The following is a 21,493-nucleotide window of genomic DNA, read 5'->3' on the forward strand; positions in this document are numbered from 1 at the left end:
TTGCGGCACCTTGCTCGATAGGCTCTGGCTTCAACGCATTAATTGCGTTGCAGCCAGAGCCTATTTCTGATTCCTGATGCCCGTGACTGCCCCAGGAGCATCGCGGCCCGGGCGAAAAGCGGAAACGCTTGGCTCATCGGGCAGCCAGAATCGCCAGGGGAACTGCGGACCGCCGGCTATCCCCGCGACGCCAACACGGGGTCCGGTGCGCAAAGCCTCCGGGGGACCAGAGGCAGCATGGAGGGTAAAGGGTGCAGCGAACAGATCCAGCCCGTCATGTTCCAATCTCGTGAGTCCCAATGCGGTGGCCAAGTTCCCCGGTCCACGGGCCAGCTGGATTTCCGGGATGGGATTGCGGGCGTAGCGGATGGGCCGCTTCTCCAGTCTTCGTGCGTGGGCCAGGTCGGCGCCGGAAATAATTTCGCCAGAACGTATCAGCACCCCGGACGCAGCTCCTGGCGGTGAGCAAACGAAATTCAGGGCGTAATGCATTCCATAGGTGAAGTACACGTACGCGTGCCCGGGTTCCAGGAACATGGACGCGTTGCGATCGGTTTTCCTGTCCTTCGAGTGGCTGCCCGGATCATAGGGCCCTGCGGTTCCCAGGCCCATGTACGCTTCGGTTTCGGTGATGCGCACGCTGACCGGTCCATCACTGGAATCCACGGTGAGTACTGCCCCGAGCAACCGGGGCGCAACGTCCAAGGCATCGGGCAAGAAGAAAGATCGGTCCATGCTTCCAGTGTGCCTGCTCCAGCTAAATTGTCCCCGGCCCCTGTAAGGATCATGGTTACTTGAAACTTGGGGGTTCAAGCAACTCGCACTCGTGAAATGGGGAATGAGCATGAAAAGGTTCTTAGCAACTGCAACCGCACTGGCCGGAATTCTATCGATGGCTGACTGCGGGGTATCGGCAGAAGAGTTTGAGGCTGCGCAAACCTCGAGCGCAGCCATAGCTGCTGAAAAGGAAGCACTGCAAGCCCAGCTGGCAGAAGCAGAAGTGCAATTGGCCCTGGCCCCAAGGAAGAAGCAGCAGAGCTTCGCGCAGCCGCGGCTGAGAAAGCCACGGCCAACAAGGCCAAGAAGGTCACCAAGCGTGCTCTGGCGCACATCATGAAGCAACCGGACTCGCACATTGATCAGAATGTGATTCTCTACGGGCTGGTCACCCAGTTCGACTCCGCGACCGGTCCATGCACCTTCCATACCGAGCTGAGCCACGCGCAGGTGGGCAAATACGACTACGAGCACAATCCGATGTTCACTGCCGGTGACGGCCTGGCGGACTGCGAGGCGCCGGATGGCGTCGTGGCCGAGGGCATCGTCCAAATCACCGCCACGGTGACCGGATCCCTGAGCTACGACACGAGAATCGGCGGATCCCCTACGGTGCCGAAGTCCCGAGTCGTGAAGATCAAGCGGCTATAGCCGCTGCCGGCGTCCGCCCCGGGCTGTTCTTTTGACCGTCGGCCAGCAGCACCGTGAACTGTTCGAAACGGCGGCGAAACATTGCCGAGAAGCAAACGTTACCCCCGGCAGGAACTTGATACACAGCGGAAACGAAGCAGCGAGTGTTCGGAAACATCGGGCGCGTTAGATAGTCATAACACCACCGATACACCGAATACCTTGAGGGGAAGTGATCCAGATGGAGTTGGATGTAGCCAGCTTATGGATCCTGATAGCTGCCGCACTCGTATTGCTGATGACACCGGCACTGGGACTTTTCTACGGCGGCATGACTCGCGCCACCGGCGTGGTGAACATGATGCTGATGAGTTTCTCCGCCGCGGCGATCACCGCCGTTGTCTGGGTGCTCTGGGGCTACTCGTTCTCCGCCGGGGAACCAGCCATCGCCGGAATCGTCGGCAATCCAATCAGCGACTTTGCCATGCACAATACCGAGCAGTCCGAGCTGCTCGCCGCCGGATTCGCCGGTACCTTCGCCATGATCTCGGTAGCCATCATCTCCGGAGCCATCGCCGACCGTGCCCGCTTTGCGCCATGGCTGTTCTTCGTCCCGCTGTGGGTCACCCTGGTGTACGCACCGGTGGCCTTCTGGGTCTGGGGTGGAGGCTTGCTCTCCGCAGACGGATTCCTGGGCAGCATCTTCGGCGAAGCCATTGACTTCGCCGGCGGCGCAGTGGTCCACACCAACGCAGGTATCGCAGCCCTGGTCCTGGCCCTGAAGTTGGGCCAGCGCCACAACTTCCACGACCGTCCGCAGCCGCACAACACCCCGCTGGTCATGCTCGGTGCCGGCCTGCTGTGGTTCGGCTGGTTCGGTTTCAACGCCGGTGCGGCGACCACCGTCGAGCAGGCTGGACTCATCTGGGTCAACACCCTGGCAGCTCCGGGTGCGGCCGTCCTTGGCTGGATCCTGGTTGAGAAGCTTCGCGGTTCCCGCCCCAGCTCGCTGGGTGTCGCCTCCGGCCTGGTGGCCGGCCTGGTCGCCATCACCCCTTCCTGCGCAGATGTGGCCCCGTGGGCCGCGATGCTGCTGGGCGTACTGGCTGGCGCCGGTGCAGCCTGGGCAGTGAACTTGAAATGGAAGCTGGGCTACGACGACTCGCTGGATGTTGTCGGCGTGCACCTGGTCGCCGGCTTGATCGGAACCCTGTTCCTGGGCTTCTTCGCCCTGCCAACCGAGGAGAGCGCTGGCGGACTGTTCTACGGCGGAGGCGTCGCCCAGCTGATCGCCCAGGCAGCCACCCTGATTGTGGTCATGGTCTTCTCCGCGGTGATGACCTGGGTCATCGCCACGGTCATTGGAAAGTTCAGCCCATGGCGTGTCGCGGCAGATATCGAAATTGCCGGCATCGACGAGGCGGAGCACAACGAAAATGGATACCAGCTGGTTTCCAAGTAAGGAGCGGAATCTGGAAAATAACGCAGCACAAGCACGAGGGGCAGGGCGTTTCTGAAACGTCCTACCAGGACCGCCGGTGGGCCATGCAGCCACCGGCGGTCCTGGCGTGTTCACGCCCGGGGGCGGGCACATGTGTAAATCATGGGAATCGCCTAGTTCGCTGGCATCAGCGGTGCACCGGCCCCTAGCGTGGCATTCACCAGCCGATTATTCCCAAGCAGCTAGGAGAGTGCCATGGCCAGCGAACCACAACAGCAAGCAAGCCCGGGAGGGGAACCGGTCTTGTCCGGCCCCGGCCAGGACAGCGAATTCCTGACCACCAACCAGGGAGCTCCCGTCAGCGATACCGACCACTCGCTGAAAGCCGGAGAGCGCGGGCCCACCTTGCTGCAGGATCACCACCTGCGCGAGAAGATCATGCATTTCGACCATGAGCGGATTCCGGAGCGCGTGGTCCACGCCCGCGGGGCTGGCGCCCACGGCTCCTTCATCAGCTACGGCAACGCCTCCGAGCTGTGCCGGGCCGATTTCCTCAAGCCGGGAAAGCAGACCCGGGTCTTCGTGCGGTTCTCCACCGTGGTCGGTTCCCGCGGCTCGATGGACACGGCCCGCGATACCCGCGGCTTTGCCACGAAGTTCTATACCGAAGAGGGCATTTTCGACCTGGTGGGCAACAACATCCCGGTGTTCTTTATCCAGGATGGCATCAAGTTCCCGGATCTGGTCCATGCCGCGAAGCCGCACCCGGATACCGAGATCCCGCAGGCGCAATCGGCCCACGATACCTTCTGGGATTTCGTCTCCCTGCATACCCCTGCCCAAGCCCACGTGATGTGGCAGATGAGCGACCGCGCGATACCCCGCTCGCTGCGCATGATGGAAGGCTTCGGCGTGCACACCTTCCGCATGGTCAACGAGGCGGGCAAAGCGTCACTGGTGAAGTTCCATTGGAAGCCCAAGCTCGGCGTGCACTCGCTGGCCTGGGAAGAGTCCCAGCTGGCCGCCGGCGCGGATCCGGACTTCCACCGCCGCGATCTGGCCGAAGCCATTGATGCCGGAGCCTACCCCGAATGGGAACTGGGCGTGCAGATTTTCCCCGACGACGGTTCGGGGGTCTTCGAGGGCATCGACCTGCTGGATCCGACGAAATTCGTGCCAGAAGAACTGGCCCCGGTCCAGCCGCTGGGCAAGATGGTGCTGGACCGCAACCCGGAGAACTACTTCGCGCAGACTGAACAGGTCGCCTTCCACCCCGGGCATCTGGTTCCGGGCATCGATATCAGCGACGACCCGCTGCTGCAGGCGCGGCTCTTCTCCTACCTGGACACCCAGCTGACCCGGTTGGGCGGACCGAACTTCGCGCAGATCCCGATCAACTCGCCGGACTCTCCGGTCAACGACATGTTCCGCGACGGCTTCCACCAGCACCGGGTGCCCAAGGGCATCGCGCCGTACAAGCCGAACTCGCTGGATGGCGGCTGCCCGTACATGTCGCAGGTGGTTTCTGGCCAGCAGCCTCCGCTGGACTTCCCGCAGCCTGTGGCCTCCGGAAAGAAGGTGCGTTCCGAGCCGGCCAGCTTCTCGGACCACTACAGCCAGGCGCGCCTGTTCTACATCAGCCTCTCGGCCGTGGAGCGCGCCCACGTGCAGCAGGCCTACTCCTTTGAACTGGGCAAGTGCACCGATACCGCGATCCGCCAGCGGCAGGTGGAATGCCTGGCGAAGATCGATACCCAGCTGGCCGCCGGGGTCGCCCAGGCACTGGGCCTGCCGGCGCCGGCCGCAGTGCAGCTGGATGATCCGGTGGCCAGCCCCGTGCTGTCCCAGATCGGAAAAGCCTGGCCAGTGGACGGGCGCAAGGTCGGGGTGGTATTCAACAGCGGAAACCACCAGCACGTGCCGGCAATAGCCCAGGCGCTGGCCGAACGGGGCATGTCCCCGCTGCTCGTTTCGGCCTCCGGCGGCGAGGTGGCCCCGGACCTGCCCATTGACCGCACCTACCTGACGGCGCGCTCCATCGAATTCGATGCGCTGGTGCTCATCGGCCCGTTGCCGCCGGCCCCGGACGCCGCGGTTGCGCTGGATGCCAAGGCCGGCGCCTTGGGGGCAGGCGGGGTTCCCATCGACCCGCGCGTGGCGTTGCTGGTTGCGGAGGCCTACCGGCACAACAAGGCCATCATCACCCTGGACGGGCTCTCCGATGGCCTGCTGCAAGCGGTGGGCCTGGAAGATGACGCGCCGGGCATCGCACTGGTCGAGCTTTCGGCGGTGGCCGAAAGCGCGGAGCAGCTGCTGTCCACCCACCGCGCGTGGGAGCGTTTCCCGGTCGCCGAGTAGCAGCGCGGCCCAGCTGGCCTAGCAGGTGGCGCGGCAGGTGCATGATTCGATTTGCCTGCCGCGCCGGCCTGGCCCAGCAGCAGGGCCGGCGGCAATCAACTGGCACAGATAGCTGATGAAAAGAGGTGCAAGATGCCTTCAGGAACCGATAGTCATGCCGGGAACGGGAACGCGGCCGAAACCGCTGCCAAAGCCCGGCACGCTCCTGGACCCGATGCCGAATCCAAACCCGATTCCCCGCCGGATATGCACTCCAGGTCATGGAAATACGCGGCCAAGCGCTCCATCAGGGAATTCTCCCGGAAGAAATGCACGGACATGGCGGCCTCGCTGACCTATTTCGCGATGCTCTCCATTTTCCCGGCCCTGCTGGCGGTAGTCTCCCTGCTCGGAGTTGCCGGCCAGGCGGAGAACATGACCCGCAACATCCTCTCGCTGATCCAGGAACTGGCCAGCAAGGAAGTGGTCGAAACCCTGCGCCAGCCCATCGAGCAGCTGGCCTCGGCCCCGTCGGCAGGCCTGGCGCTGATTGCCGGTCTGCTCGGTGCGCTATGGAGCGCCTCGGGGTATGTCGGGGCGTTCGGACGGGCAATGAACCAGATCTACGAGGTGGCCGAAGGCCGGCCGTTCTACAAGCTGCGCCCGCTGATGCTGCTGCTGACACTGGTGCTTCTTGTGGCCGTGTCCGTGCTGGGGATGCTGCTGATCGTCTCCGGTCCGCTGGCCCAGGCGCTGGGCAACGCCATGGGGCTGGGCGAGGGCGCGGTGGCGATATGGAATATCGCCAAATGGCCGGTGATCGTGCTGTGCGCGATTGTGCTGGTGGCCGTGCTCTACTACGGTGCTCCCAATGTGAAGCAACCGAAGTTCCGCTGGATCAGCCTCGGCTCGGCCATCGCGCTGCTCGTGCTGGCGGTAGCGACCGTAGGCTTCTTCTTCTACGTTTCGAACTTCGGCAACTACAACAAGACCTACGGCGCCATCGGCGGGGTCATCGTGCTGCTGCTGTGGCTGTGGATCGCCAACCTGTCGCTGCTGTTCGGCGCGGTCTTCGACGCGGAAGCCGAGCGCGGGCGCCAGCTGCAGGCGGGGATTGCCGCCGAGCGTTCGGTCCAGCTTCCGCCGCGGGATACCAAGGCCAGCATGAAGCAGGAGGAAAAAGAAGAGCAGGACATCAGCGACGGGCGGCAGCTGCGTTTCGCCAGCGAGCTGGACGCCGAAGAGCAAGCGGATCCGGATTCCAGGCGGAACCCGGAAAGCTGAGCAGGAGCCGAAGCTGGCAATCGCCTGGGCGCCCCTTGGCGCGGGCCGGCACCTCGGTAGCGTGTGAAACGAACAGATCATTCCAAGACAAAGGAGCTCATCATGGCCAACGACGAAGCAAGCAAAGTCATCAGCATCATCAAGGACCTGCGGATCGCCATGGTCACAACCCTCAGCTCTGGACGGCTGGCCAGCCGCCCCCTGACGCTGATTGAAGCCACCGACGAAGGAGAGCTCTGGTTCTTCTCTGCCGCCGACGCCGGAATTGTCCAGGAAATCCGGGCCCAGGGACTGGTCAATGCCGCGTTCAGCGGATCCAAGGCGTGGGTGTCGGTCAGCGGCCACGCCGAGGTGGTGCTCGATGTCGCCAAGAAGAAGGAACTGTGGAACGCCGCGGTGGAGACCTTCGCCAGCGAAGGCCCGGAATCTGCGCAGACGGTGCTGCTGCGCATCGATGCCGACTCCGCCGAATACTGGGAGAATCCCGGCGGGGCGGCGAGCCTGGTGGCCGGCTGGGTCAAGCAGAAGCTCACCGGAAAACCTGCCGAGCCCGGGGACTCGAATAGCGTCGAACTCTAGGGCGCCGGAAACCAGCAACGGCCGCTGCTCCGAATTCTCGGAGCAGCGGCCGTATTGCTGTGCCCGTGGCCCGGCACAGAGCTATGCCCCATGGATTCGCATCCATGGGGCATAGCTGGTGGTGCGGTTTAGGACAGGTCGTCCTTGACATCCTTGGCGGCGTCCTTGACGTGTTCTCCTGCTTGCTTTGCCTTGGCGGCGGCCTGGTCCTTCACGCCTTCGGCTTGCAGGCGCTCATTATCAGTGGCATCGCCGTAGGCCTCCTTGGCCTTGCCAGATGCTTCCTGGGCCTTGTTCTGGATCTTGTCTCCAATTCCCATGATTCTTACCTCCTGTGTGGATCTGGTTACTGACAATTTGAACTATAGGGCAGATTGCAAATTGGGGTCCCGAAGCTGAAAGTTTGCTTGCGGCCAACTTTGCAGATCATCACAGTGCCGCCTTCGCGGCGGCCAATCCCATAAGCTGCCTCGCCGCGTTGCGTGGTCCTTTGCGGTTATCAGGAGTCATTCAGCTGGGGCCGGGCACGAATGGGCCGTGACCTAGACTGGCCAAAAGTTCCGCGCAGAGAAGGAGAGCCGATGGACCAGCGTCCGGTGTCGTTTAGAGCAGCCGAACCAGGATCCCGCCCCCGCAACAGCGAGTCATGGTGGGGCGCCGAAGAAGCGGTGCGCGCGGCCGCCGTGCGCTGCGAGGGCAACCCGGAAGCGATGCTGCGTACGCTGGAAAGTTCGGGGGAGGACCCTCCGGTGCCAGCGGCCGGACAGACCCAGCGCCTGTGGGAACTGCTGGCCTCCGTGGCCGCCACCGACCTGGTCGCGGCCAGGACGCTGGAACCGCATTTGGATGCCGCGGGAATCCTGAGCCAGGCGGGCATGTCGTGGCCGGCCGGCACTGCATGGGGCGTTTTCGCCGCGCAGCCGCCCAACGCCACCCTGGAAGCGGTTCGCCAGTCCGGCGGGGGATGGGAGCTGAACGGCACCAAGACCTGGTGCTCATTGGCCGCGCAGCTGACGCATGCCCTGGTCACCGCCCCCACGCCCGATGGCGGCCGGCTGTTCATGGTTTCCTTGCGGCATCCGGGCGTTGAACCGGCACCGGATGCTTGGGTCAGCCGCGGCATGGCGCAGCTGCCCAGTGGCAGCGTGAACTTCACCGGCGTGCCGGCCCAACCGGTGCAGGACGCCGGCTGGTACCTGTCCCGTCCCGGGTTCGCTGTCGGGGGCGTTGGCGTCGCCGCCTGCTGGTTCGGGGCAGCGGTGGGAATCTACCGCCATCTGCTGCGCAGCGCCCAAGCGCGCACCCCGGATCAGCTGGCCCTGGCCTGGCTCGGCGAAGCAGACCGCTTGCTGGCCGGCTGCGCCGCACTACTGGAACAGGCCGCCGGGCTGGCCGATGCCGGAGCGCTGGATGCCATTTCGGCCCATCGGATCCGCGGCCAGGTGGCCGGGGCGTGCGAGCGGGTTTTGCAGCTCAGCGGCCAGTCCACCGGCCCGGGCCCGCTGACCGCCGATGAGGAGCATGCGCGGCGCGCAGCAGACCTGGGCATCTATCTGCGCCAGCATCACGCGGCCCGCGACGACGCGGCGCTGGGCCAGTTGATTGCGGACCGCGCCGGCACGGAAGGCGGCAGCGCATGGTGAACTTCACGCATCAGGACCAGGGAACATCTGCAAGCTGCTGGCAGCAGGCTGGGTTAGAGCGGATCGCCGCACTGGATCCGGAGAAGCTCTTCCACGCAATGGCATCGGTGATTGTTCTGGCCGCCCACCCGGATGACGAGACGCTGGGAGCTGGAGGGCTGATCCGCATGGCGCTTGGCCGGGGGATCGATGTCCACGTGATCGTCTGCAGCTTCGGGGAAGCCTCGCACCCGGACTCCACCACACACTCCGCCGCCCAGTTGGCCGCGCTGCGCCAGGCCGAACTGGCCGAGGCCATGGACACACTGCGCGCACAGGGACCGCGCAGCGGAACGCTGCATCTGCACTGCTTGGGCCTGGGCGACGGGAAACTCGAAGCGCAGCAGGAGCCGATCCGCGCAGCCCTTGAGCAGCACGCCGGCGAGCGCTGCCTGATCGCCAGCACCTACCGCGGCGACGGGCACCCGGACCACGAAATTCTGGGCCTGCTCGCCGCGGACTGCGCCCTGGCGCACAATGCCTGCCATCTGGAATTCCCCATCTGGTTCTGGCACTGGGCGCAACCGGGCCGGCAGCCCAGCTTCAGGCATTGGCGCCGGCTGGCCTTGGATGATTCCAGCGCGAACGCCAAGGCCCGTGCCCTGGAGGCCCACCGTTCCCAAACCAGGCCGCTGTCCGCCTTGCCAGGAGACGAAGTCCTCCTTGACGAAGGCTTCCTGCAGCATTTTTCCCACGGCGCCGAGATCTTCCGCGCCACCTGGCCTGGCCACAAGGACGCCGCGTCGGCTCCGGCGGTCTTCGACGAGCTCTACGGGCAGCGCGAAGATCCGTGGGAGTACCGCAGCAGCCGCTACGAGCAGCGCAAGCAGCAAATCCTGCTCGCCTCCCTGCCCCGGGAACAGTATGCGGCGGTTCTGGAGCTGGGATGTTCCATCGGGGTGCAGAGTGCCGAACTGGCCCGCCGCAGCACCAGCCTGCTGGCGGTGGACGCCAGTGCTACCGCGTTAGCCCAGGCCCGGCGAGCCGTGGCCGGAATGGAGCACGTCAGCTTGCTGCAGGCCACGGTGCCCCGGCAATTTCCGCAGCTGGAGCCGGGAAGCGTGCAGCTGGTAGTGCTCAGCGAGATCGGCTATTTCTTGGCCGCCGACGAACTGGAACAGGTGCTCGCCGCCAGTGCGGCCGCACTGGAAGCCGGCGGAGAGCTGGTGCTCTGCCACTGGCTGCATCCCATTGAAGGCTGGCCGCTGGACGGGGAAGACGTGCACCGGATGGCGGGAGACCTGGGGTGGGAGCGCATGGTGGAGCATCGCGAGGCCGATTTCCTGCTTGAAATACTGCGCAAGCCCGCTGGTGCCCATGGGTAGGCAGCTGGCGGCCATGGCGGTCATCATCCCGGCCCATGACGAGGAAGAACGCCTGGGCCGGTGCCTGGATTCGGTGCGAGCGGCCATGGACCGGTTGGCGCGTGCCCGCCCGCAGGTGCAGGTCCGGGCCATCGTGGTTGCCGATAGCTGCACCGACCGCACGGTACAGGTTGCCCAGCGGCAGATCAGCGCAGATCAGCGGATCAGCTTGCTGCAGGCCAGTTTCGGCAATGTCGGAGCCAGCCGGGCTGCCGGGGCACGCCACGCCCTGGCCAGCTTCGGCGCGTACGCGGACCCGAGCGCCATCTGGCTGGCCAGCACCGACGCGGATACCTGCGTCGCCGAGCATTGGCTGGAGGGCTTTGCCACCCTGCACGCCGGCGGGGCCGATGCGGTGGCCGGAACCGTGGAACCGGACCGCGGCGAACTCGATGAGCATATCTTCGCCTTATGGGAGCAGGCCTACCAGCCGATCGAGGGGCATGGCCATATCCACGGCGCGAACTTCGGGGTGTGCGCTGCTGCCTATCTGGATGTTGGAGGCTTCGAGCCCTTGGCGGCCCGGGAGGATGTGGCCTTGGTCGAGGCGCTGCGCCGCGCCGGCTACCGGGTCCAGGCCACGGCCCGGCTGCAGGCGATCACCTCGGGGCGCTTGCGCGGGCGGTTGCGCGAGGGCTTCGCGGACTATCTTGCCGCGCTGGATCACCAGATGCTCCACGCCCGGTAGCGCCCAAGTAAGGGGTCCCGGTCCCTGGCATAGGAACAGCCCCCGGGGAATCTGCGCGGATGCGCGGTTTCCCTGGGGGCTGTGCCCGTTGCGGCGGTGCTTGCGGTTACACGCTGCTGCCGGACTCCTGTGTGGCGTACCTGTGTCCCAGCTTGCTGGCGTCGAAAGGTGGAACCGCGTGGGCGAGCGCAGTGTATTGCCAGTACTTCACACGGAATGCAGCCATTCCGCTGTGCTCGGCCTGGCCGAACAGATCCTTGATCTTGCTGCGCGGCGCGCTGGCCTGAACCACTTCCAAGACTGGAGACGGCTCGGAAATGTGCAAGAACTTCAGTTCCTCGCTCTGCGGTTCAACCATCGCGACCAGCACCGGCCGCTTGTGCACCGAGACCAGGCCCATCACATCATCGAGCGCTTCCAAAGGCTGTGTCATGACCACTGGCATTCCTTGGCTCCAGCCATAGCTGCTCAGATGCCTTCTTCCCTCGCGTGATCCCAGCAGCTCTGCTACGCGCAACGCGGTCTGGGACCTGACTAGCCTTCCTGGCATGTGAACTACCCTCCACTTCTAGACGATACTTCTCACTTCAACAATGCAGTTATCCGTCCCTCCGGACTGGGCAGCGTGGCCCTTAAAATACGCTGTGGACCATGCGGCCAGCGGTGGGGGACTCGATAAGAAATTATCATTGGCCCACCAAGTTGTTGCGAAGAGGCCGCGATTCTGAGGGAATTCCCAGACTTTATTCTCTACTAGTCAGTATCCCTATTCAGCTACCGTGATTGCGCGGCTCAGTCCCGCCCAAGATCACGCAGCGCCCGGTGCGCCGCATGCCAGCCGGCCATGCCATGCACCCCGCCGCCCGGAGGGGTGGAGGAGGAGCACAGGTACAGTCCCGGCACGCCCAGCGAATAGGGATTCAGCGAGGGCGAGGGGCGGAAGAACTGCTGGGTGCCGGCCAGTGATCCGCCGCCGATATCCCCGCCGACCAGATTCGGATTCCAGGCCTGCAGCTGAGCCGGGCCGGTGACTACCCGCTGCACGATCCGGTCCTTGAAGTCCGGCGCGAACCGCTGGATCTGCGCATCGATGAGCGCCCCGGCATCCCCGTCATAGCCTTGGGGCACGTGGGCGTAAGACCAGATGACCTGGCGGCCGGCCGGGGCGCGCGAGGCATCGGCGCTCGAAGGCTGGACCACCATCACGAACGGGCGTTCGGGCATTGACCCGGCGGCGACCTGGCGCTCGGCCCGGGCCAGCTCGGCGGCATCGCCGATCACATGCACGGTGCCGGCCTGCGCGGTGCGCGCATCCTTCCAGGGGATCGGTCCATCGAGCAGGTAGTCCACCTTGTAGGCCGCGGTGCCATAGCGCCAGCGCTCGAACCGCCGGCGCAGGCGTGCCGGGAGCTGGTCGCCGGCGAGCTGCACCGCTTGGCGGGGCGTGGCATCCAGGAAGGTGAGGTCCGCATCGGGAAGCTGCGCGAGGTGGGTGATCTGGTGCCCGGTATGGATCTGCACCCCCAGCCCGTCGAGCACCCGCAGCAGCGCGTCGATGATGCTGCCGGTGCCCCCGTGCGCCACCGGCCAGCCCCAGGATTGGCCCAAGGCCCCGAAGAGCGCGCCGAATCCCGAGGTGAACGGGTGGGAGAGCGGCAGCATGGAATGCGCGCTGGATCCGGCGAAGAGCGCCGCGGCCTGCCGGGTCCGGAACGCGGCGGAAGCCAGCAGCTTCGCCGGCGGCAGCGCGCGCAGCCCGAAGCGTGCCATGAGCACGGGATGCGGCGGGATGCCCAGCAGCGGGCTGGTGGCGTTGTCCAGGATCTCCTGCGGATGGCGCACCAGCGGGCCATGCAGCAGCTGCCAGATCTTCCGGTCTGCGGGGAACTGCGCCATGGTGGCTTCGAGGTCCTGGTGCAGGAAGACCGACTCGGCGTCGTCCAGCGGGTGGGCCAGCGGATAGCCGTGGAAATCCCACTGCAAACCATGTCCGGCCAGATCGAAATGCGCGAAGGCGCGGCTGCCATAGGCGAAGGGGTGGGCGGCAGCTCCCAGGTCCACAATGGTGCCTTCGCCCAGCGTGCTGCCGGAGGCCGCGGCACCGCCGGGACGGGCGTTGCGCTCGAAGACCTGGACGTCGAATCCCTGCTCGGCCAGGACCGCCGCGGCGACCAGCCCGTTGGGCCCGGCGCCGACAATGTTCGCTTTCCTGCCGGTCATGGGCGGTGTTCCCCCTGCTCATCGTTCACTGGCGGGGCGAAGCGCTCGGGCCAGGTTTCGTCGCTGAGCGCCTTGAGCTGGCTGATCTGCGACTCGGCCCGGTGCGACAGGTCCTGCAGCAGCGTCTGGTCCAGGCGCGGATCATGGGGCAGCATCAGCAGCAGCGTCTGCCACATGCGCAGCTTGGCATTGAGCAGCCCGGTGAGCACATCGAGCTGCACCTGCGCGGCAGCCAGCTTGCGCATGCGCAGCGGATTGAACGGGTTGACGTGCCCGGCCAGCTTGGCCGCCGGAGCGAGCAGGCGGGCCATCGGCCGCTTGGTGCAGCCCAGCCGGTCCATGATCCGTTTCAGGTCATCCTGATCCGCTTGGACCTGCTGGTGCAGCGATTCGAAGCGCTGGGCATAGGCGGTGTCCGCCCAGGTGCCGTGGGCGGCCTTGAAGTGGTTCAGTCCCGATTCGGAACCCAGCAGGTGTTCGCTCAGGTACCGGTGCAAGGTCGTCTGGTCGATGGTGTTGTGCGGCATGGGCCCGTCCTTAGTTCTCGCCTGGGGTCGCAGTCTTCTGCTGGCTGAAACGCTAGGGCACCGGCCGCCGCTGGCCAATGGCCGGGCACTGATCCGCAGGCTGCACCCAGCATCCGGCGGCTATCGGGCGGGGAAAGGCCGGGCTTCGAGCAGCCGCGCCAGATGCGCCGCGTTGCGCGTGGCGATCTGCGTGGCGTTCGCCGTGACCTGCGGGGTCTGGTCCAGATCCTGGTAGTCGGTGGTGTGCATGGCCTGCCCCACCCAATAGGTGGAGCCCTGGGCCGGCAGGGTGAACCCGACATCGGCCAGGCCCTGGCCCAGATCCGCAATCACGTGGTGCGCGCCGTCCTCATTGCCCACCACGGCCACCACGCCCACCTTGCCGAAGAGGATCGGGCGGCCCTGCTCGTCGGTCTGGGACAACTCGGCATCCAGCCGCTCCAGCACTCGCTGGGCCAGACTCGAGGGGTGGCCCAGCCAGATCGGGGGTGGCCAGCACCAGGATGTCCGCGGCCAGCAGCTTCTGCCGGATCCCCGGCCACTGGTCGCCGCCTCCCATGTCCTTGAGCACTCCGGGCCTCACGTCGAAATCGGCAATGCGCAGGATCTCGGAGTGGACCTGGTGCCCCGTGAATTCCGCCGCCACCTGCCGGGCCAGCAGATCGCTGCTGGAGGCTTTGGGCTAAGGGGAAAGGGTGCAGACCAGGATCAGTGCATTGATCGGTGTCTGGGCCATGGCTATCATTCCTTGTCATCGAGGGTGCTCCCGGGCAGCCGGATCAGCGCTTGATGCGTGCATCAACGCGTGCGGCCAGCTGCGTGGCGGTCTGCATCGCCCGCTCCAGCGATGCTGCGGTATCCCATAATCCGGAGTGCTGCGCGTGCGCCGGGCCGAAGGGCAGCTGGGACAGGTCGTAGCGCAGGTTGCTGCTGGCGGCCTGCAGCACTGCGCGGACCATGCCCAGCGCTGCGGCGACATCGGCCACCAATTGCGGTTTCGCATGCTGGTCAAGCCAGCGCAGGTCATTCACTGCGGTCATGGCCAGCGCGCCGAGTGCGGCTGAGGATTTCGCGGCCTGCAAGCAGGCCTCGGCGAGCTGGCGGTCGCGCTGCTCCGAGGGCGGTTGCGCGGAGGCTTCCCCGAAATCCGCGGAGGCCTTGGCATCCCGGTCGGCCAGGCCCAGCGCGTCGATCCGCAGCTGCTTGGCCCGGGCCTGCAGGCCGGCGAGCTCTGCGTGGGCGGGTCCGGAGGCCGAGACGTAGCCGGCGGACATGGACATCAGCGCGGCGGCAGCACCGAGCATTAGTGCCGCCGCCGCTCCGCCGCCCGGGTTCCCGTCCGATTCGGCCAGTTCTTCAAGCCAGCGTCCTATGCGCGCCTCGCTGATCGGACGCTGCGGGCCGCTATTCGCCATGCCCCTGGTCTTGGCTCATCGAGCCTTCACCGGGAGGGGTTTCGCCCGGCGGCACCGAACCGCCCGGCTCCAGTCCGGTAATCAGTTGCTGCTCTGGGTCGGGGTTGGATGTGGCTGCGGCTTCGCGATTGGCCTCTTGGGCTTCATCCAACTGTGCGTCGGGCTGCGACGCGGAGGATTCCTGCGGGTCCATCGGCTGCTCCTATTCTGCATCTGGGCTGCGGGCTGGGGATCCAGCCCTTGTCCGCTCACGCTAGGCCAGGGCCCCGGCGGGCTCAACAGCACCGGGCGATTCACACGGAACGCACGGATTGCGGTGCGCTGCCTGCCGGAATTCAGCTGGCCGGCGGCAGTCCAGGCGCCAAGTGCTTGAGCACTGCGGCGTGCAGGCGCGCATCGCCCAGCAAGCGGAAATGCCCCAGTGTAGGCAGCTTGATGTTGGTGGCTCCGGCCAGGTCGCAGCCGCCGGGGATGTGCGGGTCGAAGCTGCTGTAGATGGAGATGATCCGGGAATTCACGCTCAGGTTGGCCGAGAGCTTGAGCAGACCCTGGTCGTTGGGCGACAGGGAACGCAGGGAGCGGACCGGCGCATAGCGTGCATAGCGCGAACCGGAGAAGGGGGTGCCAATGGCGATCATCCGATTGATCCGGTAGCCCTGCGGCGAGGCGGACATCAGGTACTTGCCGATCAGACCGCCCTTGCTGTGCGCCACCAGCACCGCATCGTCGAGCTGCGCCCGGCCCAGGTAGCTGGAGACCACCTGGGACATCTCCGGCACCGTGCCGCGGTTGAAGCCGAGCTGCGGGATCACGTGCACCGGGTGGCCGGCCTGGTGCAGCGCGTCGGCCAGCGGGAGCAGGAATTTCCAGGATTCCCAGATACCCGGAATCAGCACCACCGGTTCGGCTGCCGGATGGCTGCCGGAGCGCAGCCGGCCGGCCTCCGTACCTGGCAGCAGCGAACGCAGCTGCCAGGCACCGGCATAGAGATAATCCTGCAGCCAGGCGCGGGACAATACCGCCCACCGCGATAGCCTGCTGGACAGGGTGCTGGTCTCCACCGGTGCTCCTTTGCTGCGTGTTGCGCTGTGGGACCGGTTGCGCCGCGGCGCGGTCCCAAGAGCATTATCACCACATGAGTAGGGCTGAGTCCGGCAGTGACATCGCCCGGCCTGGGAAATTCCGGGACTCGGGCCGCCCGCCAGACCGCTGCCGCGGCGAGCTGAAGCCCTCTTCACGGCCCATGCCAGCCCACGTGCCATGTGGGGGCTTGAAATGCTTCAGCCCGAATCGGGTTACCAGCAGGTGTTGGCTGGCCTGGCGAGGCATGGTGCTTTGGCGGATCCCGGGGTGCGTCGGGCCTCGCCCAGGTCCCGAAACCGCATCGGACCGGTGCGGGATTTCCACGCGCGTGGCGTGGCCGCGATGGCGCAGGGGGGAAAGCGGTGGTGCATGGAATCCTCACGCTGCTGAAGAGGCTTCAACTAGCCATGGATTAATCATCGTGCCGGGGCTATTCTGAGGTTCTGTTGAGTAGTTGCAGTTTTTGGGGGACTGGCAAGTTATGAAACGACAACATCATGGTTTAAGCAGCTCTGTGCCGCGCGGCGTTTTGGGGAATGGCCGGCGGCTTCCGTATGGGGCGCTGGCCATTGCCGCGGCTTTCGCTTTAAGCAGTGCATTGGTTTGGCCCGGGGCGGCCGGTGCAGTGCCAGCCAGAGCCCAATCGAGCACACTGGCCTTTCCCGCCGCGCCAGCGCTGGCGCTCGGGAGCGAGGCTGTCACCGCACCGGATCTGGGCGGAACATCCGCTATCCAAGTCCTCGGACTGAGTTCACTTGGCGGAAGGACCGGAGGGTCCGCGCCCGACCCGCTGGCCCACGTGGCCGCCAATCGGGCGGCGATGACAGCAAAGACAAGCCCTGGAGCGCTGGCACAGCCCGCGCCGCTAGCTGCCAACCAGGGCATTCGTCCGGCAATGCTGAGCCCTGGTCTGCTCTTGGAGCATCCAGTGGCCACCCGCCGGATTTCCAGTCCGTACGGTTGGAGGTTCAACCCGACCGGGTTCGGCCGCCAAATCCATATCGGCCAGGATTATCCAATTTCCTGCGGTTCGCCCGTGCGCGCCAGCGAGTCGGGCCGGGTGGTCGTCGCGGGCTGGGCCGGCCATTCGGGCCAGCGGGTCACCATTGACCACGGGCATGAGGTGCAGACCGGGTACAGCCACAACTCGCTCTTGCTCGTCAGAGTGGGCGAGCTTGTCGTCCAAGGCCAGATCATCGCCCTGGCCGGGACCACCGGCAACTCCACGGGGTGCCATGTGCACTTCGAGGTCATCGTCAATGGCCAATGGCATAATCCGCGCAACTACCTTCCTTCAGGCGGAGGGCAGCGCCAGGCGTTGTTCACTTCGACGCAATTTGCAGTCGATGCCGGCAGTGCGATGCGCCATCAACCGGCAACAGGAAGAAGCGGGCAGTACGACGGGGCGGCCAGGCATCACGGATCGACCCGAACGGAGAATCCAGCGCCGCCGAAGACCACGAGGCACTCCCACGCGGATCCGCTCCAGCGGCCAGCGGCGAGCAAGAAGAAACCAGCCGCGCCAGCCAAGCCGAAGGCCCAACCGAAAAAGGAAGCCGGCAAACTCCGCCCGACCCCGCGTCCCGCGCAACCGGCACCAGAGCCGAGCAAGAAACTCGAGCCGCCACAGAAGTTGAATACCGGAAGCCCGAAGGCCACGCCATCTGCATCAGCGTCACCGGCACCCGTTTCGGCCAAGCCGAGCGCGCCGAGCGTAGCGCCGACGCCCAGCACTGCACCAGTTGCTGAGCCGAGCCCGTCGAGGGCGCCGACCGCGTCGCCAAGTCCTTCGGCACTACCTTCCAGCGTGTCGCCATCAGCTCCGGATAGCGTTCCGGAGGCATCGGAATCGACCAACGCCACGCCAACCTCTGAACCAACCCAAGTGCCTGGACCCAGCGAGGAAACAGGCGTTGAACCCCGGGAGGACCAGGACCCAGACGGTAAGGATGCTCCAGCCAGCGAGGAACCCACGGACCCTGCGGCCCGCGTCGAACGCCAAATAGGTGCAGCCCAACCCAAGACCGTGGACTTGCAAGCACAAGAGCCGGAGAAGAAACCGCCAGTGGCCAAGGCCCTGCCGCCGGCCAAGTCCGCAACTGCGAAAAAGCCGGCCGCGAAGGAAGTACCGGCTGCGAAGCCCAAGCCAGAGGTTGCAGTGCCGGCTGCGAAAAAGCAGGCCAAGCCACCAGTGAAGCCCAAGGCCGCGGCCCCGGCCAAGCCTAAAGTTGCAGCGCCCGTGAAGCAGGTCGCCAAGACGCCGGTAGCAACCCTGCCCAAGCCCAAGCCTGCTATCGCAGCGCCGGCTGTGCAGAAAGTTGCCCCGGCACCGGCCAAGCCGAAGCCTCAGGCGACAGCCGCGGTGAAGCCCCAAGCGGCCGCCCCGGCCAAGCTCCCGCAGGCACCGGCAGCAGCCGCACCACCTGCCAGCGAGGGCAAGCCGTAGTCCGTGGCTGCCCGGTTCCCTGATGCTGCTCCCGTCCCTTTGGGCGGGAGCAGCGTGGCGCTGGGGAAGAGACAACTGGTGAAACGCTGCACAGCTGGTTAGTCCAGCGCCCGATTATTGATATTCTTGGGAGTTGAGTCCTGTGCGATTTTCCAATGCGCACCACAAGACCTATCGAAAGAAGTGCCCGGCACGTGTTTAATTCACTTTCCGATCGCCTGACAGCAACCTTCAAGAACCTGCGCGGCAAGGGCCGCCTGACTGAAGCGGATATCGACGGTACCGCACGCGAGATCCGCCGCGCCCTGCTTGACGCCGACGTTGCCGTACCGGTGGTCCGCGGCTTCGTGGCCCAGGTGAAGGAACGCGCTCTGGGTGCCGAGGTCTCCGAGTCGCTGAACCCGGGCCAGCAGGTCGTCAAGATCGTCAACGAGGAACTCGTTGGCATCCTGGGCGGGGAAACCCGCCGCCTGAACCTGGCCAAGAACCCGCCGACGGTGATCATGCTCGCCGGCCTGCAGGGTGCCGGCAAGACCACCCTGGCCGGCAAGCTGGCCAAGCACCTGAAGTCCGAGGGCCACACCCCGTTGCTGGTGGCCTGCGACCTCCAGCGCCCCAACGCCGTCAAGCAGCTGCAGATCAACGGCGAGCGTGCCGGGGTGCCGGTCTACGCACCGCACCCGGGCGTCTCCTCGGAATTCGACACCGCCACCGGCGACCCGGTAGCGGTAGCTCGCGACGGCGTGGCCGAGGCCAAGGCCAAGCTGCACGACATCGTGATTGTCGATACCGCCGGCCGCTTGGGCGTGGACACCGAGATGATGGCCCAGGCCGCGAACATCCGCGCCGCCATCAACCCGGATGAAGTCCTCTTCGTCATCGACGCGATGATCGGCCAGGACGCGGTCAACACCGCCCAGGCCTTCCACGAGGGCGTCGACTTCACCGGTGTCGTGCTCTCCAAGCTCGATGGCGATGCCCGCGGCGGTGCCGCGCTGTCGGTCGCCTCGGTCACCGGCAAGCCGGTCATGTTCGCCTCCACCGGCGAGAACCTGGACGACTTCGAGATCTTCCACCCGGACCGCATGGCTTCGCGCATCCTGGACATGGGCGACGTGATGACGCTCATCGAGCAGGCCGAGAAGAACTGGGACAAGACCGAAGCCGAGCGCATGGCGAAGAAATTCGCCGACCAGGAAGACTTCACCCTGGACGACTTCCTGGCCCAGATGGCCCAGATCAAGAAGATGGGCTCGATGAAGAAGCTGCTGGGCATGATGCCCGGCGCGCAGATCTCCCGCCAGCAGCTCGAGCAGTTCGACGAACGCCAGATCGACCGCGTTGAGGCCATCGTCCGTTCGATGACCCAGCACGAGCGCGTGGCTCCGAAGATCATCAACGGCTCGCGCCGCGCGCGTATCGCCAAGGGTTCGGGCGTTTCGGTCTCCGAGGTGAACCAGATGCTGGAGCGTTTCGCCGAAGCGCAGAAGATGATGAAGAAGATGGCTGCCGGCGGCGGCATCCCGGGCATGCCGGGGGCCGGCAAGGGCGCTGCCCGCAAGGCGAAGGCCAAGGGCAAGGGCAAGAAGCAGCAGAAGTTCGGCAACCCGGCCAAGGCCGCGCAGGCCGAGCTGGAGGCCAAGAACAAGAAGGCCGCCGCCCCGAGCGGTGCCGCCTTCGGGCAGGGCGCCAACCAGGACTTCGATCCTTCGAGCCTGAACCTGCCGGCGGGCTTCGAAAAGTACCTTGGCAACAAGTAGCAACCAGTCCTTGCAGGGCGGCGACCAGGAGCACACGCTGGTCGCCGCCCTGACTCTTTTCTTCGAAGAACCCCAGGCGCAGCAGGCCGAAGCCACGGTCCGCGAGCTGCTGGCCGGACGCGAAGTGATCTCGCTGGTCTCCGTGCCGGTGCCCTGGAACGGGCTGGCGATGATCGAGGCCAGCCTGGCGGTGAACCACGAGGGGCTCTTGCTGCTCGCTGGCGCCGCGGGCGCCATCCGGCTGGGCCAGCAGGTCGAGGACTTCGCATTGGCGCTGAAGCTGGGCACCGGTGCGCTGTACATCGACCAGGACGACGCCGAGGTGCAAACCGGGGAGCCCATCGAGGATCCGCGGCTCGATGCCATGCCGCCGGGGCGGACCGTGGCCATCGGCGCGCTGAACGAGCCGGACATGGGGGTGTGGGCCGCCTCGAGCAAAACCAGCTGGCAGCTCCTGCCGCCGGAATCCGCCGGCGCCGCCGTGGCCGTGCACGAAGGCTTCCTGGTGGGCGGCGTGCTGGCTGCCAGCCAGCATCCGGCGATCATGCTCAGCCGCACCGGCGCGCGCTTCACCGCGAGCTTCTGGTTCGACAAGCAGCCGGCCAAGCTCGGCGGGCACCCGGCCTGGGTGCACATCTGGCCGGTCGCGGCCAGCCCCGCCTTCTGGCCGCAGGCCTCCACACCCGCCCGGCGCGAACTGGACTGGCTGATCGCCAACCAGGACAGCGTGGATGGCCAGGAACTCGACGAGCTGGCCGGGCTTGTGGTCGGCGCCGAGAACATCGAGCGGCTCAAGCAGGCGCTGGTGGGCACCGGCAGCCTGCAGTCGGCCCAGCGGGTGCTGGAGACCTTCGGGCATCCACCGGTCCTGGCCCGCTATCTGGACGACGCCGATCTTCCCGAGGGCGCGCGGCGGATCGAACCGGTGTCAATGGCCAGGGCAGTGGGCCGTGCACTGATCGCCGAATCCCGCACCTCCGGTGCCCGGCCGCGATGGTACAACTCGTTGTCGTGGAAACCCGCCGCGCAGCTGGCGCTGGGGCTCATCGAGGCCCTGGTATTCTCGCTGGTGCTTGCGGCCACCCATTGGCAGCAGCCCTGGGCGCCGCCCTGGGTGATCGTGCTGCTGCTGGTGCTCGGCTATGTTGATGCCACCGGGAATACCGTCCTCGGCGCGGTCCGCTGGTTCCGCGCCCGGCGCCGGCGCTAGCGCCAGGCCACCGCCCGGGCGCTGCCTGCCAGGACGGCACGGGTTACCGC

General features: G+C 66.0%; 20 protein-coding genes and 2 pseudogenes. 12 read left to right on the forward strand and 10 right to left on the reverse strand.

All coding sequences use genetic code 11. From position 1 onward, the window contains the following. Nucleotides 1-60: 60 nt before the first annotated feature. Nucleotides 61-735, reverse strand: a complete 675-nt coding sequence (locus AAZQ98_RS04685) for a DNA-3-methyladenine glycosylase (protein WP_133833471.1) — start codon at nucleotides 733-735, stop codon at nucleotides 61-63. A gap of 378 nt (nucleotides 736-1,113) precedes the next feature. Here AAZQ98_RS04685 and AAZQ98_RS04690 point away from each other — a divergent pair, with 378 nt between their 5' ends. The 5 genes from AAZQ98_RS04690 (at nucleotide 1,114) to AAZQ98_RS04710 (ending at nucleotide 7,048) form a co-directional block, all read left to right on the forward strand. Beyond that, nucleotides 1,114-1,428, forward strand: a complete 315-nt coding sequence (locus AAZQ98_RS04690) for a hypothetical protein (RefSeq protein ID WP_105657697.1) — start codon at nucleotides 1,114-1,116, stop codon at nucleotides 1,426-1,428. A gap of 220 nt (nucleotides 1,429-1,648) precedes the next feature. Next, entirely contained in the window at nucleotides 1,649-2,869 is a 1,221-nt protein-coding gene (locus tag AAZQ98_RS04695) for an ammonium transporter (RefSeq protein ID WP_105657853.1), read from the forward strand. Between the two features lie 234 nt (nucleotides 2,870-3,103). Continuing rightward, entirely contained in the window at nucleotides 3,104-5,206 is a 2,103-nt protein-coding gene (locus tag AAZQ98_RS04700) for a catalase (protein WP_434690207.1), read from the forward strand. Between the two features lie 132 nt (nucleotides 5,207-5,338). Continuing rightward, nucleotides 5,339-6,469 carry a YihY/virulence factor BrkB family protein gene (locus AAZQ98_RS04705; protein WP_332727418.1) on the forward strand — a complete coding sequence of 377 codons (1,131 nt, stop codon included), beginning with the start codon at nucleotides 5,339-5,341 and terminating at the stop codon, nucleotides 6,467-6,469. 102 nt (nucleotides 6,470-6,571) lie between these two features. Next, nucleotides 6,572-7,048 (forward strand): pyridoxamine 5'-phosphate oxidase family protein, encoded by a 477-nt coding sequence (locus AAZQ98_RS04710; protein ID WP_434690209.1) that lies wholly within the window; start codon nucleotides 6,572-6,574, stop codon nucleotides 7,046-7,048. Nucleotides 7,049-7,176: 128 nt separating this feature from the next. Here AAZQ98_RS04710 and AAZQ98_RS04715 read toward each other — a convergent pair whose 3' ends face one another. Then, entirely contained in the window at nucleotides 7,177-7,368 is a 192-nt protein-coding gene (locus tag AAZQ98_RS04715; RefSeq protein ID WP_105657701.1) for a CsbD family protein, read from the reverse strand. Nucleotides 7,369-7,629: 261 nt separating this feature from the next. Here AAZQ98_RS04715 and AAZQ98_RS04720 point away from each other — a divergent pair, with 261 nt between their 5' ends. From AAZQ98_RS04720 to AAZQ98_RS04730, 3 genes are read left to right on the forward strand one after another with little or no spacing between them, the layout of a single operon-like run. Next, nucleotides 7,630-8,691, forward strand: a complete 1,062-nt coding sequence (locus AAZQ98_RS04720) for an acyl-CoA dehydrogenase family protein (RefSeq protein WP_434690212.1) — start codon at nucleotides 7,630-7,632, stop codon at nucleotides 8,689-8,691. Then, on the forward strand, nucleotides 8,685-10,055 hold the full coding sequence (locus tag AAZQ98_RS04725) for a PIG-L family deacetylase (protein ID WP_434690215.1): 1,371 nt from the start codon (nucleotides 8,685-8,687) through the stop codon (nucleotides 10,053-10,055). The genes AAZQ98_RS04720 and AAZQ98_RS04725 overlap by 7 nt, the downstream gene beginning before the upstream one ends. Then, entirely contained in the window at nucleotides 10,048-10,782 is a 735-nt protein-coding gene (locus AAZQ98_RS04730) for a glycosyltransferase (RefSeq protein ID WP_434690218.1), read from the forward strand. Before AAZQ98_RS04725 ends, AAZQ98_RS04730 begins: the two co-directional genes overlap by 8 nt. Before the next feature lie 106 nt (nucleotides 10,783-10,888). Here AAZQ98_RS04730 and AAZQ98_RS04735 read toward each other — a convergent pair whose 3' ends face one another. The 7 genes and pseudogenes from AAZQ98_RS04735 to AAZQ98_RS04765 all read right to left on the reverse strand — a co-directional run bounded on the left by AAZQ98_RS04735 (nucleotide 10,889) and on the right by AAZQ98_RS04765 (nucleotide 16,005). Further along, a complete protein-coding gene (locus AAZQ98_RS04735) occupies nucleotides 10,889-11,215 on the reverse strand; it encodes a hypothetical protein (protein ID WP_434690221.1) in 327 nt (108 codons plus the stop codon). A gap of 359 nt (nucleotides 11,216-11,574) precedes the next feature. Continuing rightward, complete coding sequence (locus tag AAZQ98_RS04740; RefSeq protein WP_105657706.1) at nucleotides 11,575-13,002, reverse strand: phytoene desaturase family protein; 1,428 nt, start codon at nucleotides 13,000-13,002, stop codon at nucleotides 11,575-11,577. Beyond that, on the reverse strand, nucleotides 12,999-13,529 hold the full coding sequence (locus AAZQ98_RS04745) for a hypothetical protein (RefSeq protein ID WP_105657707.1): 531 nt from the start codon (nucleotides 13,527-13,529) through the stop codon (nucleotides 12,999-13,001). The genes AAZQ98_RS04740 and AAZQ98_RS04745 overlap by 4 nt, the downstream gene beginning before the upstream one ends. A 120-nt stretch (nucleotides 13,530-13,649) precedes the next feature. Further along, a pseudogene (locus AAZQ98_RS04750) lies at nucleotides 13,650-14,190 on the reverse strand (flavodoxin family protein). 118 nt (nucleotides 14,191-14,308) lie between these two features. Beyond that, nucleotides 14,309-14,944: a cyclodeaminase/cyclohydrolase family protein gene (locus tag AAZQ98_RS04755; protein ID WP_105657708.1), complete on the reverse strand. Its 636-nt coding sequence runs from the start codon at nucleotides 14,942-14,944 to the stop codon at nucleotides 14,309-14,311. Then, nucleotides 14,934-15,137, reverse strand: coding sequence for a DUF6480 family protein (locus AAZQ98_RS04760; protein ID WP_105657709.1), 204 nt, complete (start codon nucleotides 15,135-15,137; stop codon nucleotides 14,934-14,936). Before AAZQ98_RS04760 ends, AAZQ98_RS04755 begins: the two co-directional genes overlap by 11 nt. A 142-nt stretch (nucleotides 15,138-15,279) precedes the next feature. After that, the gene (locus AAZQ98_RS04765) at nucleotides 15,280-16,005 is read right to left on the reverse strand and encodes an alpha/beta hydrolase (RefSeq protein ID WP_286134214.1); all 726 of its coding nucleotides are present in this window, start codon (nucleotides 16,003-16,005) and stop codon (nucleotides 15,280-15,282) included. A 917-nt stretch (nucleotides 16,006-16,922) separates the two neighbouring features. Here AAZQ98_RS04765 and AAZQ98_RS04770 point away from each other — a divergent pair. Next, a pseudogene (locus AAZQ98_RS04770) lies at nucleotides 16,923-17,246 on the forward strand (M23 family metallopeptidase); the annotation flags it as partial. Between the two features lie 197 nt (nucleotides 17,247-17,443). On the opposite strand, the gene AAZQ98_RS04775 reads toward AAZQ98_RS04770, so the two are convergent. Beyond that, nucleotides 17,444-17,890, reverse strand: a complete 447-nt coding sequence (locus AAZQ98_RS04775; protein WP_434691340.1) for a hypothetical protein — start codon at nucleotides 17,888-17,890, stop codon at nucleotides 17,444-17,446. Between the two features lie 22 nt (nucleotides 17,891-17,912). Between AAZQ98_RS04775 and AAZQ98_RS04780 the strand changes: the two genes are divergently transcribed. The 3 genes from AAZQ98_RS04780 to AAZQ98_RS04790 all read left to right on the forward strand — a co-directional run bounded on the left by AAZQ98_RS04780 (nucleotide 17,913) and on the right by AAZQ98_RS04790 (nucleotide 21,443). Continuing rightward, nucleotides 17,913-18,473 carry a hypothetical protein gene (locus AAZQ98_RS04780; protein WP_434691342.1) on the forward strand — a complete coding sequence of 187 codons (561 nt, stop codon included), beginning with the start codon at nucleotides 17,913-17,915 and terminating at the stop codon, nucleotides 18,471-18,473. Between the two features lie 194 nt (nucleotides 18,474-18,667). Further along, nucleotides 18,668-20,233, forward strand: coding sequence for a signal recognition particle protein (gene ffh / locus AAZQ98_RS04785; RefSeq protein WP_105661194.1), 1,566 nt, complete (start codon nucleotides 18,668-18,670; stop codon nucleotides 20,231-20,233). Next, the gene (locus tag AAZQ98_RS04790; RefSeq protein ID WP_434690228.1) at nucleotides 20,220-21,443 is read left to right on the forward strand and encodes a hypothetical protein; all 1,224 of its coding nucleotides are present in this window, start codon (nucleotides 20,220-20,222) and stop codon (nucleotides 21,441-21,443) included. Before ffh ends, AAZQ98_RS04790 begins: the two co-directional genes overlap by 14 nt. Nucleotides 21,444-21,493 lie beyond the last annotated feature (50 nt).

This window comes from Glutamicibacter sp. Je.9.36, from assembly GCF_051129975.1.
In the GTDB taxonomy this organism is placed as follows: Bacteria; Actinomycetota; Actinomycetes; order Actinomycetales; family Micrococcaceae; genus Glutamicibacter.

Bases quoted from the DNA above. Each gene is read 5' to 3' on its own strand.
- AAZQ98_RS04760 (WP_105657709.1), bottom strand. From the start codon at position 15,137: ATGGACCCGCAGGAATCCTCCGCGTCGCAGCCCGACGCACAGTTGGAT.
- AAZQ98_RS04690 (WP_105657697.1), top strand. From the start codon at position 1,114: ATGAAGCAACCGGACTCGCACATTGATCAGAATGTGATTCTCTACGGG.
- AAZQ98_RS04735 (WP_434690221.1), bottom strand. From the start codon at position 11,215: ATGACACAGCCTTTGGAAGCGCTCGATGATGTGATGGGCCTGGTCTCG.
- AAZQ98_RS04700 (WP_434690207.1), top strand. From the start codon at position 3,104: ATGGCCAGCGAACCACAACAGCAAGCAAGCCCGGGAGGGGAACCGGTC.
- AAZQ98_RS04705 (WP_332727418.1), top strand. From the start codon at position 5,339: ATGCCTTCAGGAACCGATAGTCATGCCGGGAACGGGAACGCGGCCGAA.
- AAZQ98_RS04725 (WP_434690215.1), top strand. From the start codon at position 8,685: ATGGTGAACTTCACGCATCAGGACCAGGGAACATCTGCAAGCTGCTGG.
- AAZQ98_RS04715 (WP_105657701.1), bottom strand. From the start codon at position 7,368: ATGGGAATTGGAGACAAGATCCAGAACAAGGCCCAGGAAGCATCTGGC.
- AAZQ98_RS04745 (WP_105657707.1), bottom strand. From the start codon at position 13,529: ATGCCGCACAACACCATCGACCAGACGACCTTGCACCGGTACCTGAGC.
- AAZQ98_RS04740 (WP_105657706.1), bottom strand. From the start codon at position 13,002: ATGACCGGCAGGAAAGCGAACATTGTCGGCGCCGGGCCCAACGGGCTG.
- AAZQ98_RS04720 (WP_434690212.1), top strand. From the start codon at position 7,630: ATGGACCAGCGTCCGGTGTCGTTTAGAGCAGCCGAACCAGGATCCCGC.
- AAZQ98_RS04710 (WP_434690209.1), top strand. From the start codon at position 6,572: ATGGCCAACGACGAAGCAAGCAAAGTCATCAGCATCATCAAGGACCTG.
- AAZQ98_RS04755 (WP_105657708.1), bottom strand. From the start codon at position 14,944: ATGGCGAATAGCGGCCCGCAGCGTCCGATCAGCGAGGCGCGCATAGGA.
- AAZQ98_RS04685 (WP_133833471.1), bottom strand. From the start codon at position 735: ATGGACCGATCTTTCTTCTTGCCCGATGCCTTGGACGTTGCGCCCCGG.
- AAZQ98_RS04695 (WP_105657853.1), top strand. From the start codon at position 1,649: ATGGAGTTGGATGTAGCCAGCTTATGGATCCTGATAGCTGCCGCACTC.
- AAZQ98_RS04730 (WP_434690218.1), top strand. From the start codon at position 10,048: ATGGGTAGGCAGCTGGCGGCCATGGCGGTCATCATCCCGGCCCATGAC.